The following is a 14,205-nucleotide window of genomic DNA, read 5'->3' as shown; positions in this document are numbered from 1 at the left end:
TATAATGAGAATAATACCCAGAAATACGGCCGCAGATAGGGTGGCTTATAGCAACCAGGCTGCCTTTTTCTTATAAGTAAGCTTCACGAATTAAATGTAATTAAACGGTGTGCAGGCCAAAAATACCGCACTTTTAAATACCCGTTTAGAATTCGGTAGCGCATTAGGTAAAGGCTACGGGTGTATTTCTTTCCATGAAAATTCCTATGAAGGTTTTGCGCGTGTATTTAATGAATATTCCTAAGTAAAAATCCGATCTCTCCCTGATTCATCAAGCCATGAAAACGGCCACCAGGGAGGATGCCCACCGTATGAGTTCTTATCTGCTTATCTGGTGTCTATGCCATTGCATTGCCGGGATCGGTGTATTCGTTGCTTAGAATAGCCTTAAAATAGGCACGGGGAAGGTGAAATAACGTGATATTAGAGGCAGGATGCTTTTTGCAAAGATGAAATCGGAAGTGAAATTATGAAATCTGCGCATTGTGATTTAGTTTTTATCATTAAATTCAATGTGTTATTTTGTTTTTTGCGGCAGGGTATCACACTCTTTCACTAAGGTGATACGCACACTTCTGTACCTTTATCTCTTCTTGTTGCCCCCCGAATGGCAATATTTTACCCCGAGTTGCATCACCCTATGGGCGCGGATGGTTCGCGTTAACTACCGGTGTTAGGGTTCGTTTAATTAATGCCGGGCAAAGGCTGGCCGGAGAGGACGCTTGCTCGAGGCGAGTGTGAAAAACCTGGCCACGCTGGCGCAACGGTTGAATCCGATCCGGCAATCTGCCTTGTCATCATCATTGACCATTCTTACCGACAATAAAAATCTTTTGGTCAGCTCGAGGCATTTTTGCCCCCTGGACTGAATGGCTACCGTTGCGCCACAAGCGTGAAGACCTGCCAGGTTGATCAATCACGGGAGCTTCAAATTGCTGAGATAGTCATACTGGGCTTTCGAAATGTCCAGTTCCCCATCGCTGAAAAAAACTTTTATAAACATATCGCCCTGGCCGACGATATCTACACGCTCGTAGGTTCCCGTTACAAAACGGCGCACGATGGCCTGAATGGTCTCGGCATAGTTAGCAGGAACTGCATTATTATCCGTGACTTTTTGTTCAAATGTAATAGGGTACTCTGCTTGAGGATCGGGGCTGTATTGTGCGCGTTTGGCTGCGCTTTCAAACTTGAAATCATTAAAGGCATTGTGGGTAGAGTTAAACATATCGGCAAGGTTTTTGATATGCGCCGCCATCTGATTCACGACCATGGTTTTATTGGTCACGAAGCGTTTACCCAAATAAGTGCCTGTCACTACAGCGAGCTGGGCGGCATTTCGGCCTAAAATGCTGCCAACGCCAGAACCGGCTCCCGTCCATAATCCCGCGATCAAAACCAGACCGGCCCCGCCTACGGTACTCGATGCGATATTCTCAAAATGCTGAACACGGGCTCCCATTTGCCATGAGGTTCCGGGAAAAGAGACATTAATTCGGTTATCCAGGTGATTAATTCTTCCGCCTGGTCGTTGTCCTGACTCAATAGTATTGGCTGTCAACCGGCGGTTGTTTTCATCTTTGAGTTCACCCAGCGTAAACGCGATCTGGCCGGTCTCCGTTTTTGTTAATCGAAAGACTTCTTCTGGTGACAGAGACCTGACGAGGATCAGCGCCTCATTTAAAATCTCGCGGGTCAAAAAGTTGGCCGACACCCGATTATTCGATTCGTGTTGCGATGTCAGAGCTAAAATTTCATGTGACTTAGGAAATGCCATAATGCCCCCGTCATTACGATATGCACCGTAATATGATTAGCTTTCTTTATTTTGCTTAATATCCCAGCCCATCTGCACCGAAGCCCCTTTATTACCTTGCTTCGCTTGCTCCCAGTATTCCATCGACACTTTACCGGCCTGAAAAGAGTACTCAATGCCTAGCGTGGAACCGTGCTCGACACCGATGAAGTCGGTATGAGTCACCAATACATCTTCCAGGGTAATGCGGGTATATTCCACTTCCTGCCCACCGGCTTTGCAAAGAGACAACTGCACCTTGGCGAGATGTTTACCGGCCGAGCAGTATTTCAATAAGGCAGGTGTCGCTTTATCTATCAGAGCCTGTACGGTCAGATCGCGAAAGTTCACTTTACCCGCACCGCCGCCGCCGCCAACGGCCATATTGCCAGGCTGTCGCGCTCCCCAGTTAAAGGAAAAGACATCGATCCATTGCTTGTGATTCGCATTTTTCGATTCACCATTAATGCCTTCAACTTTTAAAAACATATCCATTGCCATGATTTTATCACCCGATCATTAACGTATTGTTAGGTGCCAGAATGCGCTTAGCTCTCTTTATTCTGCTTGATATCCCAACCAGATTTGCTTTCCGCGCCTTTAGTGCCGCTGCTGCCTTGTTCCCAGTAACTCATGGTGACTTTTGACGCCTGGAAGGCGTAATCAACCACGATCGCATCATTTTGGCCTACACCGTTAAAATCGGTTTGCGTCACCAGAACGTCTTCGAGAACGATTTTGGAATACTCCACCTGGTTGCCGCCCGCTTTGCATACGGAAAGCTCGATTTTCGCGACATGTTTTCCACTGGAACAATATTTGAGAATAGCGGGCGTAGATTTGTCGATAAGGGCTTGAATACGGAGGTCTTGATAATTCACTTTTCCGGAGCCACCCCCGCCACCAACAGCCATATTTCCTGGCTGTGAAGCGCCCCAGTTAAACGAAAGTACGTCGGTCCATCCTTTATGATTGCTGTCTTGGGACTCGCCCGTCATTCCTTCAACTTTCATATACATATCAATGGCCATTGTCGCCGGATCCTCCATTATTTCGTGTTGGCAGCGGAATAGGTTAAAAATGCCTTATCAATGGGTAAAATTCAGCATAGCCCTATATGAATGAATTGACAGTAATGTCGTTTTTATTCGGAATGTTCCTAGTTTTTGTGCAATATATTATTATTTAACAATGGGATGCGGTTATATGTTCGTAACTGTATCCCATCACCGTTCGACAATAAAACACTCAATAAACACGGAATATGAGCGCGTTCGTTTGACGTTCGGGTAGTTGGGGATTAGGGGCGCTCTTTCGAGAGAGTCCACCTGTAATGCGAAGTTACACCCCATCGGATGAAGCGATGGGGAATCCGTACCCCAGAAAGCGAAAAACCCGCCATAGGCGGGTTCTTCTGAATAGGGCGACCGGACTCGGACAACCGGCGCTGGCGCCGTGTTGAACAACGCTTTAGCGCTGGCCCGCAGGGTGAGGTCTTCAGACCGAATAATCGAACGCAGTTCGATGGAGAGTCCGTACTCCAGAAAGCGAAAAACCCGCCATAGGCGGGTTCTTCTGAATAGGGCGACCGGACTCGGACAACCGGCGCTGGTGCCGTGTTGAACAGCGCTTCGGCGCTGGCCCGCAGGGTGAGGCCTTTAGGCCGAATAATCGAACGCAGTTCGATGGAGAGTCCGTACTCCAGAAAGCGAAAAACCCGCCATAGGCGGGTTCTTCTGAATAGGGCGACCGGACTCGGACAACCGGCGCTGGCGCCGTGTTGAACAGCGCTTCGGCGCTGGCCCGCAGGGTGAGGCCTTTAGGCCGAATAATCGAACGCAGTTCGATGGAGAGTCCGTACTCCAGAAAGCGAAAAACCCGCCATAGGCGGGTTCTTCTGAATATGGTGCCCGGACTCGGAATCGTGGAATGTATTAACTGTTTGAAATAAATGAAAAATAATCATAATAACCTTAACTGTACCAACGAATGTACCATCAATTTATAAGCGTGAATGTAAATAAAGTCAATTATATTCAATTGGTTATGACAACATACCCTGCTAAACCTCACTGAACAATCGTCAAGTCTGGACTGATTGCTCCTCTGCTTTTCCCTGCTCTATTCAATAGATTACCGTCATCAAATCCGATATGTTTACTCATAACATATCAAAGCGATAAGTAAAGCCAGAAGGATAGATGCCACATGACCAAAGCGGAGATCGCCAGCGCTGTTAATGAATGGTTCAACATTGAGAACTACAGCGTCCTGCAAAATTTGACAGTGGAACAGCTTTTCCAAGAGATAGAGAACAGGATTGTCGCCTATCGTATGGAACAAAATCGGGCTGAGTTGTCTCCCGAAAACCTTAGTAGGCATCAGAAATATTACGAAGAGTTGATTGAAGGTAAAGTCGTCTTTGGTGATGTTTTCGGTGGACCAGAGAAAAGACTATCTTCCAGCTATGCCATCAAGCCTGTAACACACCAAGGGCTATGGGAGGTGGCGGGTTATGTTGCTGCTTTCGATAAATACGTAAACCCGGAGGGAAAACCCCTGCCTCATATGGAAGTCTCGCACTATCTGAAGGAAGCCGAGGTAAACAACGAAGGGCTGATGCTGGTTCAAATTAATCTGGCAGAAACATCACCCGAAGAAATCATCAATCACCTGAAAGTCATGGTTCCTGAGTGGAAACAGCAGCTACAGGCTCCTGAGCCTCCAGCGAGAGATTTTCGCTTTGGGGTCAGCAACCTTAAAAAAATACTCGATTACAACATTATCCCCATCATGGACCTGCTGTACTGGGCGCAGGATGAAGAGGTCAGGATTGGTATGCCACAACTGACCAGCTTTTTATACCCTGATGAGTTTAAAGACGGTATCCGTGATGTAGATAAGGTGAAGTCAACAGATCATCCTCTGGCAGTTAAGTATCTGACAAACCTTGCTCACTATCGCTCTTTTGTCGATTTTACATATAGATACGACGACAGAAGACACTGGAATATTCAGGATCTAATCAGAGCGGAACTTGGTAAGGATGAGCAATCCGATCAGGACTGATCTTCCAAAAGGCGGTGTTTTGCGCAATGTAAATATCGCCTATATTCACTAAGGCTGAACATACCCTATTTTTCCCACTCCAAAAATCTGCGTAAAAAGCTTATCCCTGAACGTCCCTCCTAAATCACAAGAAAAATCCATACAATTATCTCATCGAACAACACACCATAAAACGAAATATCATAGGTATTACGGGAAAAATAATGGAGGTAAATATGATTCAAACCAATAAAGAAAAACACCCGAAACTTATCCGGTTGCCGGAAGTAATAAGAAAAACTGGATTTGGCAGGACATGGATTTATGAGCTTATAAAGGCTGGAAGATTTCCAAAGCAAGTAAAGATAAGTGAAAGGTCTATTGCTTTTATTGAAAGTGAGATTGATGAGTGGATTGAAAAAATGATTGCGAAATCTCGCTGTGTATCTGAATTTAAACATTTTAAATAAAAGGAGAATATATGAAAAGTAAAAACGTACTGCCTTTTGTGGTGACTGTTACGAATGATGAGACAGAAGTATTTATGGAAATGGCGATCAATAACTTTAGAAAACATCTTCAGGCCATGATTGATTGTATGGGAAATGATTATGAGCGTCACTTTAAAGACAGGCGCTATATTGAAGAAGTGATTGCTAAAGTGATCGAACGAACAAAACAAGAGTTTGCTGAATCAATGAAAGATAATAAAGGAAAAGAATATTACCTGTTCTTAGATGAGGTTCGAAGGAATCTGAGAGTTATTTATTTGGCGTATCGTAAAAACTATTAATAGGAGATAAATATGGACGAAAAAAGTTTAGATTGGAATGAAATACCAGTAAAAATAACCGCGAGTAATCCTGAGACAGCAAACTTTACTACTGATGTTATAAATACCTATAACGAGTTAATACATTACTTATACTTTAATCTAAGTGAAGATGTATTTCTGAAGGAATTGATGGATGGGTTTTACAGGGAGATATTCATAATGGATATTATTAATCTCAAGCTACATGAATGGCTTGAAAGTTCTGAAGAGATAAAGATTAAATACATATCAGTCCCAGAGGTTAAAACTATACTAAGTAGCTATCATGAGTTTTTGATTAAATGCTTTAATGGTGATGGTTATGTTCGTTATTACAAAAAAGTAGAAATCAGCGCAAATAAACAGTCTGTGATGTGATATAAGAGGTAATGAGATGAGTGAAAAACTGATAAAAGAATCAAGAAAAGTATTCCTGCACCTTGCTGAGTTATTTTATGAAATGAGAATAAATACGCTGAAGGAAACACGGCCTAATGAAGCAGAGATGTTAATGGTAGATGATGCCTTCATGGAAGGTATTTATAAAGAGTGCATTAAAAATGCAAGTGCTACTTTTAAAAAAGCAGCCAGAGCTGAGTATTATGAGCAAGGGCATTCAGTAAAAATGGTTGATAAGGAGGTGGTATTGATAACACTGCGTGTTAATCATAAAAGAAGATGAGCATATAAGTTTCAAAAATATAGCCCTGTTTAGCCCCACATATGGGGCTGGAAATAATAAACCAATAAATATCATTTTAAAATGAGGAATCATTATGTCTAAAAATATTGAAATTAAAAATACATCTACTGAGCTGTTCTATGATCTGGCAAAGCGTTCTTTCGAAGCAAGCTGGAAAACAATGCAAAATATGTGTAGTGACAGCATTTCGCACCTTGTTGATGACGCTGATTTTATGAGCGCATTTATACGACTCACTATTAATCATATTTGTCATAACTTTGAGAAGTTTACTACACAAGAAGGAAATCAAGGAAACCTTACAGAGGTCAACTTTGAAGAGGTTGCAGAACGGCTTGTGCGTAATGCTTGGGTGTTTTGTTAATACTAACTGTTTTTTTATTGAATACTAAAAATCAAAAAAGAGGATATAGATGAAGAAAGATAATCTGAGTAAAAAAGATGAAACAATGATATTCGCCATTTCAGCAACGCTAATGTTGTATGTGGACAGGATATACAGCATGGCAAGTGTAAACAAAGATGATGCAGTGATTTATGTAAATGATGAAGATGTTGTTGAGTTTGCACTACGAATTCACATGAAGGAAGTATTAACTGAGTTTGAGTATTACAAGTCTGCTTATGGTACAGGAAAGGAAAAGTATGAATATATAAATATAACAGAGCTATTAAAAAGGGTGATGTTTTTTCATGATTTATATGTCAAGGATATGTTGATAAGAAATATAGAGTCGGGACGATCTTTTGATGATTATAGTGTGTTGGACTGGGATGTGGACATAAATAGATAATATCAGTAATGTTATTCAGAGGAATGTATGAGTATATCAATAGTGTAATGACGGAATGGATTCCAGTATTACATATAGCCTGATTTTTAAAACCGTCAAAATATATTGACGGCCTTAGAATGATCAGATTGCAAAGTCTTCCAATGTTTTACCTGCTTCAATAGCAGTAGCAATTGCTTTAGGAGTACGGCCCTGACCAGTCCAAGTCTGCTCATTACCGTTATCATCTGTATATTTATATTTAGCAGGGCGTGGAGTGCGTGTCGATTTGGTTTTAGGCTTAGTGGAACCTACCGCTGAAAGTAGCTCCGCAGGATCGATACCATCTTCTAACAGTTTCCGGCGGAAGGCTTCAAGCTTAGCCTGACGTTGTTCTTGTTCCTTGAGTACTGCATGTTCTTCCTCACGGCGCTCATCCACGATAACAGAGAGTTTTTCCAGCATCTCTTCCAGCGTTTCCAGATCAGTTTCACGAGCCTGTGCGCGAAGTATACGAATATTGTTCAGTACCTTTAATGCTTCACTCATACTATGCCATCCTGTGTTTGAAATGGGGGATCGAAGGGTGTCCAGTATTGTCTGATGATCGATTTAAAACACACCAACATATTAATAATATAGTAAATATTATCATTAGAGCAATCTATTAGAACCATTTCAAACGAAAAGCGGAGGACTGATTTATAGGGCCATTTTTCGTCGTAGTTGACTTGATCGTTCGAACTCTGACGATATGTTAGAAAGTTGCTCAAGACTCTGTTCAACAGAACGTTGGAACTCAAGAGCAGCTTCTGTACGCTGTTTTATGACGAGAGCGAAGAGTTCATCAGGTGTTTTTTCCAATAAAGTTTTTCTGTAGAGTATGGATTCCTGAACCTTCTCAAGGCTCTTGGATGCAAGAGCCGATGCATGGCTAATAGGATTAAGTTCTTCAATAAATTTTTCAAGCAGTGATTTTTTCTTTCGGTCTAATCTAAGGAGATTAGTGTGTGCAGATTTAAATTCTTTTGCTTCAATCAAGGGGGAGCCATTGGTTCTTAATCTGCGATATTCATCTCTGTATTCAGACATCGTTGGATATTTTTTTAATGCTTTGATGGTGTTCAGATACTGAATTAAATCATCATTGTCTAATTTTACTTTCCTCATATATACCTCGTAAATAAAACAGTGGATATATTTATATTACGAGATATAGTGTAAGTGTCAAATATAACCGGGAAATAAGAATGATAATATTCAGATGAAAACTATATTCTTTCTTTTTGATCAACATCTTCAGAATAATCAACAAAAATGTCATCTTCTGAAACAGAGTCCCAGTCAACATCTTCGTCGGGAGTAGAGAGTAAAGGTTTATCATCTTCTTTATCGATTGTTTTCTCTACGTTATTTGTAAGTACCGTATCTTTATAAACGGTGACGAATACGTCTTCTATACCTTCACTGGTCGTTCTCAGCGACTTCTTAACATATTCTTTCCTTGTGGCATTTAATGTTCTGTACTGGCCTTTCAGAAAGAGATTTGCGTTTATCATGGTATGCTTCCCTTCTTTGACCAGAATGCCTTTATTTATTAGCTTGTTCCAGCATTTACACACGTTAGATTTGCTCATATTAAGCTCTTCTGCGAGTGCCGACTGAGATATACTGGCAATGAGGTTTCCATGCTGCATGAGTTTACATAAGCGGATCATTATTGTGTATTCTGCGCCAGACATATTTTTTCCGAGCTTTTCCAGATTATCAAGAAAAGCATGAACATAGGCTATTCCCGGTTGAATATCAGAACCTCTCTCTTTTTTTACATTTACGGTTATTTTATCTTTTCTGTTTCTGTTATAAAAACTGTAAATATCCAGTTTCTGTTTGTCCGTAAAATGATTTCTGTTTATATATTCTTCCACTTCTTCACTGCTGGAGGTCATTATTGTATTGTAATCAATGCTCATCGCTTATCCTTTTATTGTTTTTATGTTTATTCTATATAATGCAGGATATACTTTTGTCAAAAATAAATGTGAAAAAAGGAAAAATAATACACTTTTGCGAAATAGCGTTCACTTCTTTCTGGAAATTTTAACTATAAAAAAGTTTCCACAGAAGAAACTTTGGTTTCCGTACAGGAAACTTCGGTTTCCACAGAAGAAACTTAAATTTCCGTACAGGAAACTTTTTCCGTGAAATCTCTTTTAAATATAATAGGTTACGCCTCCTTAATACTATAATATGTTTAATAACCTTAACGGGGAGTGTGCCGGTTAAATGGCACCGTCTATTTTTCTTTTGCTTTGTTTTTACTTGATTTTATGGACAGCAAGTGATTGTTTTATACAATCACGAAGCGCAGCTGATTTTTTAGTAAGTATACAATTGTTTTTCCTCTACGTTATAGCGGCTACGCCGCAATTCTTTATGGATAAATCCATCATTAACAGGGATGAACCCTGTTTCAGCAGTGTGATTGTCTTGAGCAATCACTAAGTGCTGCTTCTATGAATATAGTTTTCCTATGCGTTTAAGAGCAAATACTATATCTTTTAGTGCTAATGCTGTTATGAAATATAGGATCGAAAATATTTAATCATGAATAAAAGAATAGATGTTGATCCTTTTGGCTTTACCCTAAAACATAGCAAGGACCATTGTTAAATCGTTAAATATATTTTACAGAGTTAGGGCGTAGCCGTGCGTCAGCACATGAGCTTTAGCTCATAAGAGATATATCTTTTCAAAAGAATAAGAAAAAACAGGTAAAACGTTTATTAAATGAGTTAAATTTGATTTTTACCGATTCGATATGGTATTAAATAATAAAAAAGAAGGAAAATAAAGAATGAACAACATTAAGATTATTACGCTCTTTCATACAAATAAAAAAATACCATTTATGACTTGTATTGTTAAAGATGTTGAAGAGAATGAACAAGTAATAAAACTCACTTTGCAAAATGGTGATAATATTCATGTCAAAGATTATGACTATTTCTTCTTATCAGAATCAGCACATGAGTGTGATCAGGAACGAATGATTAATACATATAGAAGATTGATTTCTGAACTGAGCCAAGTTAGCGAAGAAACAATAGAGTCCTTAGTTCCGAAGATATCGAATAATATGAAAAGCAATTTCCCGGCAAGCGGTGTGAGTGCTTTGGAAGATGATTGAAAAATCTGAATGGTAGCAACCATTCCATATGAAACAGCATATTAAAACATGCGTTGCATACAGGTTTTTGCAACACCATATCGGAAGATAGCTACGTTACCTGAGATCTAACAATCCCTGTCTGCGTAATGGTCGACAGGGTATTACCTGTTCCGACTTATACCTTTCTATCTCCATCCATGTGCAAACAGCTACTGACATGGCTCTTCGTGCACATTACACCACTTATTGATCGATATAAAAGATCAATAAATTATATTTGATAGTTTTCAGCTATCAGTTGAGAGTCAATTGATCGGTGTTTTAATTGTTTATATCGATCAATTTTATATTTATGATAGCCTTTATCTATCAAATGATTTGAATTCGATCGATACAAACGATATGACGAACAGAAAAATAAATTGAATCCTATCAATTGATTAATGCTTTTTTTCAGCCCAGAGAGACCAACCTATGGGTAGGGCTGTCTTTGACATAAAGTTTCCACACATTGGGGATAGATATGAAATTACGGATAGTGATGCCACTGGTACTGTCTGCTGCCGCACTAACAGGTTGCCAGCAGCTCAACGATGGCGTGAATACAGTTAATGGAGCAATCAGTTCTTCGTTGTCTTCAGTAGGTAAAGCGCTGGGGGGAACTGCCACCACTCAAAGCCTTGGCCCGGTATCGTCTGTATCTGGCCTTGGTGCTGTTTGCAAAGACTATGAAGAAAATGCAATGGCAGCAGAAAAGAAATGGACAGGCAAAAGGATCTCTATCATCAATGCCACTGTTCTTGAAGTTACGAAGGGCAGAAGTGCCAGCGACATGATGACGGGAATGCCCAAATCAGCCCCTAACTATTATCTGCTCTTTAAAACAACCGATACCAGCTACTGCGGCGGGATGCTCTGGCTGGATTACTACTCCGGCCTTGATGATGCCGTTCTGACTTACAAGAAAGGCCAGAAAGTCAGCGTCACCGGAACTGTAAACAATTTCGAAGTCCGTGGATTCGCTACCGTCAACAATGCCGATATGCCAGTTCGTCTGGTTGTTCTGAAAAACGGCACTATCAGTCACAAAAAGGGATAAGAACCATGCGTAAATTTTTAGCCATTGCGGGCCTTACCGTGTTGTTATCAGGCTGCGGTGAAAAAGGTGATTTTGAGAAAGCTATCAATGCGAAGATTTCACATTCAAAGCTGTGCTACTCCTTGCAGGATAATGACATTGTGTTCAATAAGGGCTTCCCCATCCGGGTCAACCATGGCTACCGTTCAGCGGGGTATAGTGCCAGTGATGAAATATTGAAAGGTCTGGCTAATCAGGGGCTGCTTGATGTTTCTCAACAAGCTAATGGTTTCAGTAGTGTCGATGTTCTGGAAGTAACAGACAAAGGCCAAGCGGTTGAGTTTTGGGATCGTAAAGATGGTGCCTGTGTTGGTCATCGTGCGGTTGCTGAGATAAAGGAATGGACTGAACCGGGAAACGGTAATCAGAAAGTTGTTCGCGTGTCTTATACATGGAAGTTGGCGGATGTTCCTTCATGGGTAGACAAAAAAGTGTTCTCAAGTGTCAAGGGTATGAATGAACCTGAAGAGAGCATGATTAATCTTGTTAAAACCAGCAATGGCTGGAAAGCGATCTAAGGGGGCATCATGGAAAACAACACAATTAAATGCCCTTTCTGCCTGAAAGAAAGCCAAAGGGGTGTTCATGTCTGCACCGGCTGCATGGCGACGGTTCTGTATGGAACCTTCCCCGGCTGGTATGCTTTCGTGGTTATATTATTGACCTTCGGCCTGTCTATACTGATCGGAATGTCTACAGGTATGGCGGGAGCTACTATCAGCCTACCAATCATTGCTGCTGTTGGGTTTATAGCTGGTAAGGCGATATTCTCTGATAATGTTGTGTTCAGGCGAAGGATGTAGTGACAGTAGTTGGTTTGGGGCCAAAGGCCCCAAACTATAATAAGTTAAACTGAACTATTTTCAATTGCGGAGATAATATTATTTACAATTGAATTTGAGTTCCAGCCTACAATAACATCAGCATTCTCTTGAATTATTACAGGGATGCGTTCTGCCCCCCTAGGTTTCACAGCGATTACAGGAATGTTATTCTTTTTAGCTGTTTCAATTTCCCACTTCATCCAATCACTGTATGACGTATACATTCCAGCCATAACCAGAAAAACATCGGAAGAAATAATTCTTTTCTTCAGGACGCCTCGGATATAATCTCTTTGCTCTGAATTAATGCGATTATCTACGGTAACTTCAGAGTAATCGATAGTAATTGTACTATTTTTTTCAATGAGACTTTTCAAATTTTTCAATTGCTTATCATAATCCCATGAGTGACTAACAAATGCGGTGTAGTTTTTCGTTGTCATATTATTGTTTCCTTAATTTGTTTTTACAGAAGGTTTCAATATCCCATGAATTGTCACAGAATGCTTTAAATCTATCAAAGTAGGTTGAGGATTTATCTGAATCTCCAATATAGTTAGCGGCTTGACATGCTGATGCGAAGACCCATTTTTGGTCACTTCGCTCATCAAAATAATTGGAGTTAATTATTTCCTCTGTTATACCAAGCACTGAGTTGAAGATCATTTCAGCACTTACTTCGTGGTATGCAATTTCCTTGTTTAAATTAGCAGATGTTGCATTTAAGTTTTTGAGGTATTCCATCTTTTCATGATGGCAAATCGCAAGGTTCTCACCATTATAATAATCTTTTTTAATCGTATAACCACGTTCATATAAAAGAATGGCTTTATCTAAAAAAGAAATGTCTTTGATTTCTCGCCAAATATTTTTGCTAATAGCTCCAGCTAAACCAGTAGTTTCAGGATCGTTACTGGTATCAGGAGAAAGAGCAGAAAGAATGGACATAGCATCGAAGCAAGCCATAACGGGGCTGATATTATCCGATACGTCCTTATAAGTGCAAAGGGTCAGTCGTTGCAAGAGGTAATCATCATTTGGTCTTAATTCGATAGCCTGACTATAATATTTTTTTGCCTCAGTGAAATTACCTTCCTTTAAAAGTTTTTCTGCATTATTGAAAACATCAACCCACTCTTTTTCTGATTCATTCGATTCTTCAACAATTTCTTCTATTTCTTTTTCACTGAATGTTGGTGTTTTTAAATCAGGTAGAAATGTATAAATTGGGCTATCCGTTTTGCTTTCTTGTAAAGCAGTAGATATCAATTTTTGTAGCTCTGACCTTTTCTTTCTTGCCTCAGAACAACCAATATCATCGCCTAAATGTTCATATATTAGGGTTGCGGTATGATTGAGATCGAAATGAAGAACCCCACTTTTTTCTGACATTATAATGGTTGTTCCCTTCTTGAGGGCATGTCGTACGCCAAGTTCATAGAGTGCATTTGCATTGTTGGTAGATATGTCGGCAATTACAACATCTGCAAGAAGCAATTTCCTGTACATCTCCCTGTCAATAGAACCAGAATGACAAACCTCATCGGCTCTTATGCACTCTATACCACACTCTTCTGCAGCTGGCTTAATAATTTCATAATAAGTTGCGTCTAAATTTAAGGTTTTACCTGATTTGTAATCTGTTTTTTTTCCAAATCCCATAATGACGAAGCATAATTTCTTTTTGGCTGAGGAAGGGGACTTTTTCATTTAATATCCGTTTCATTAAACGTTAAAGCGATAAATTTATCATATAGTAAGTTATTTCACAATGTTTTTTATATGGATAATTGGAGTGTATCATTTTTTGGCAGTTTAGCGTGTTCATTGACAATAATTTGGTGTTTTAATTCGTTTACTTGATTTAACCAAATGTAATCAGGAACGGCCAGAGTCATAGTCAGCCTACCAAATATGATGGTTTGGTAAAAGATAATA

At 40.0% G+C, this 14,205-nt stretch carries 19 protein-coding genes; 11 read left to right on the top strand and 8 right to left on the bottom strand.

Annotated elements, in window-relative coordinates:
* Positions 1–916 precede the first annotated feature (916 nt).
* From BVU99_RS25255 to BVU99_RS00620, 3 genes are read right to left on the bottom strand one after another with little or no spacing between them, the layout of a single operon-like run.
* Positions 917–1,777, bottom strand: coding sequence for a hypothetical protein (locus BVU99_RS25255; RefSeq protein WP_225735547.1), 861 nt, complete (start codon positions 1,775–1,777; stop codon positions 917–919).
* Between the two features lie 36 nt (positions 1,778–1,813).
* The gene (locus tag BVU99_RS00625; protein ID WP_025304261.1) at positions 1,814–2,296 is read right to left on the bottom strand and encodes a type VI secretion system tube protein Hcp; all 483 of its coding nucleotides are present in this window, start codon (positions 2,294–2,296) and stop codon (positions 1,814–1,816) included.
* Positions 2,297–2,343: 47 nt separating this feature from the next.
* Positions 2,344–2,826 carry a type VI secretion system tube protein Hcp gene (locus BVU99_RS00620; RefSeq protein ID WP_025304260.1) on the bottom strand — a complete coding sequence of 161 codons (483 nt, stop codon included), beginning with the start codon at positions 2,824–2,826 and terminating at the stop codon, positions 2,344–2,346.
* A 1,177-nt stretch (positions 2,827–4,003) separates the two neighbouring features.
* On the opposite strand from BVU99_RS00620, the gene BVU99_RS00615 reads away from it, so the two are divergent.
* The 7 genes from BVU99_RS00615 to BVU99_RS00585 all read left to right on the top strand — a co-directional run bounded on the left by BVU99_RS00615 (position 4,004) and on the right by BVU99_RS00585 (position 7,154).
* Positions 4,004–4,864, top strand: a complete 861-nt coding sequence (locus BVU99_RS00615) for a DUF6387 family protein (protein ID WP_000158645.1) — start codon at positions 4,004–4,006, stop codon at positions 4,862–4,864.
* 215 nt (positions 4,865–5,079) lie between these two features.
* Positions 5,080–5,313 carry an AlpA family transcriptional regulator gene (locus tag BVU99_RS00610; protein ID WP_048291717.1) on the top strand — a complete coding sequence of 78 codons (234 nt, stop codon included), beginning with the start codon at positions 5,080–5,082 and terminating at the stop codon, positions 5,311–5,313.
* An 11-nt stretch (positions 5,314–5,324) separates the two neighbouring features.
* On the top strand, positions 5,325–5,636 hold the full coding sequence (locus BVU99_RS00605) for a hypothetical protein (RefSeq protein WP_000837633.1): 312 nt from the start codon (positions 5,325–5,327) through the stop codon (positions 5,634–5,636).
* A gap of 12 nt (positions 5,637–5,648) precedes the next feature.
* Positions 5,649–6,035, top strand: a complete 387-nt coding sequence (locus tag BVU99_RS00600; protein ID WP_064185462.1) for a hypothetical protein — start codon at positions 5,649–5,651, stop codon at positions 6,033–6,035.
* A gap of 16 nt (positions 6,036–6,051) precedes the next feature.
* Positions 6,052–6,339 (top strand): hypothetical protein, encoded by a 288-nt coding sequence (locus BVU99_RS00595; RefSeq protein ID WP_001291073.1) that lies wholly within the window; start codon positions 6,052–6,054, stop codon positions 6,337–6,339.
* Between the two features lie 94 nt (positions 6,340–6,433).
* Positions 6,434–6,724, top strand: coding sequence for a hypothetical protein (locus BVU99_RS00590; protein WP_000041813.1), 291 nt, complete (start codon positions 6,434–6,436; stop codon positions 6,722–6,724).
* Positions 6,725–6,773: 49 nt separating this feature from the next.
* Positions 6,774–7,154: a hypothetical protein gene (locus BVU99_RS00585; protein ID WP_021569616.1), complete on the top strand. Its 381-nt coding sequence runs from the start codon at positions 6,774–6,776 to the stop codon at positions 7,152–7,154.
* Between the two features lie 123 nt (positions 7,155–7,277).
* Here BVU99_RS00585 and BVU99_RS00580 read toward each other — a convergent pair whose 3' ends face one another.
* From BVU99_RS00580 to BVU99_RS00570, 3 genes are all read right to left on the bottom strand, one after another.
* Positions 7,278–7,682, bottom strand: coding sequence for an H-NS family nucleoid-associated regulatory protein (locus tag BVU99_RS00580; protein ID WP_064185463.1), 405 nt, complete (start codon positions 7,680–7,682; stop codon positions 7,278–7,280).
* Between the two features lie 153 nt (positions 7,683–7,835).
* Complete coding sequence (locus tag BVU99_RS00575; RefSeq protein WP_029404513.1) at positions 7,836–8,303, bottom strand: DUF4756 family protein; 468 nt, start codon at positions 8,301–8,303, stop codon at positions 7,836–7,838.
* 101 nt (positions 8,304–8,404) lie between these two features.
* A complete protein-coding gene (locus BVU99_RS00570; RefSeq protein WP_064185464.1) occupies positions 8,405–9,106 on the bottom strand; it encodes a hypothetical protein in 702 nt (233 codons plus the stop codon).
* 884 nt (positions 9,107–9,990) lie between these two features.
* Here BVU99_RS00570 and BVU99_RS00560 point away from each other — a divergent pair.
* The 4 genes from BVU99_RS00560 (at position 9,991) to BVU99_RS00545 (ending at position 12,246) form a co-directional block, all read left to right on the top strand.
* Positions 9,991–10,323, top strand: a complete 333-nt coding sequence (locus tag BVU99_RS00560) for a hypothetical protein (RefSeq protein ID WP_001059602.1) — start codon at positions 9,991–9,993, stop codon at positions 10,321–10,323.
* A 505-nt stretch (positions 10,324–10,828) separates the two neighbouring features.
* Positions 10,829–11,404: a hypothetical protein gene (locus tag BVU99_RS00555; RefSeq protein ID WP_064185465.1), complete on the top strand. Its 576-nt coding sequence runs from the start codon at positions 10,829–10,831 to the stop codon at positions 11,402–11,404.
* 5 nt (positions 11,405–11,409) lie between these two features.
* Positions 11,410–11,961: a hypothetical protein gene (locus BVU99_RS00550; protein WP_064185466.1), complete on the top strand. Its 552-nt coding sequence runs from the start codon at positions 11,410–11,412 to the stop codon at positions 11,959–11,961.
* A gap of 9 nt (positions 11,962–11,970) precedes the next feature.
* On the top strand, positions 11,971–12,246 hold the full coding sequence (locus BVU99_RS00545; protein ID WP_004151481.1) for a hypothetical protein: 276 nt from the start codon (positions 11,971–11,973) through the stop codon (positions 12,244–12,246).
* A gap of 44 nt (positions 12,247–12,290) precedes the next feature.
* Here BVU99_RS00545 and BVU99_RS00540 read toward each other — a convergent pair whose 3' ends face one another.
* Together BVU99_RS00540 and BVU99_RS00535 are read right to left on the bottom strand one after the other, a co-directional pair.
* Positions 12,291–12,710, bottom strand: a complete 420-nt coding sequence (locus BVU99_RS00540) for a TIR domain-containing protein (RefSeq protein WP_000208713.1) — start codon at positions 12,708–12,710, stop codon at positions 12,291–12,293.
* Position 12,711: 1 nt separating this feature from the next.
* Positions 12,712–13,977 (bottom strand): tetratricopeptide repeat protein, encoded by a 1,266-nt coding sequence (locus tag BVU99_RS00535; protein WP_000749528.1) that lies wholly within the window; start codon positions 13,975–13,977, stop codon positions 12,712–12,714.
* Positions 13,978–14,205: the final 228 nt, after the last annotated feature.

The sequence above is a fragment of the Serratia sp. OLAL2 genome (assembly GCF_002752475.1).
Classification (GTDB): Bacteria; Pseudomonadota; Gammaproteobacteria; order Enterobacterales; family Enterobacteriaceae; genus Serratia; species Serratia bockelmannii.
This window is presented reverse-complemented; position numbering and strand designations above follow the sequence as displayed.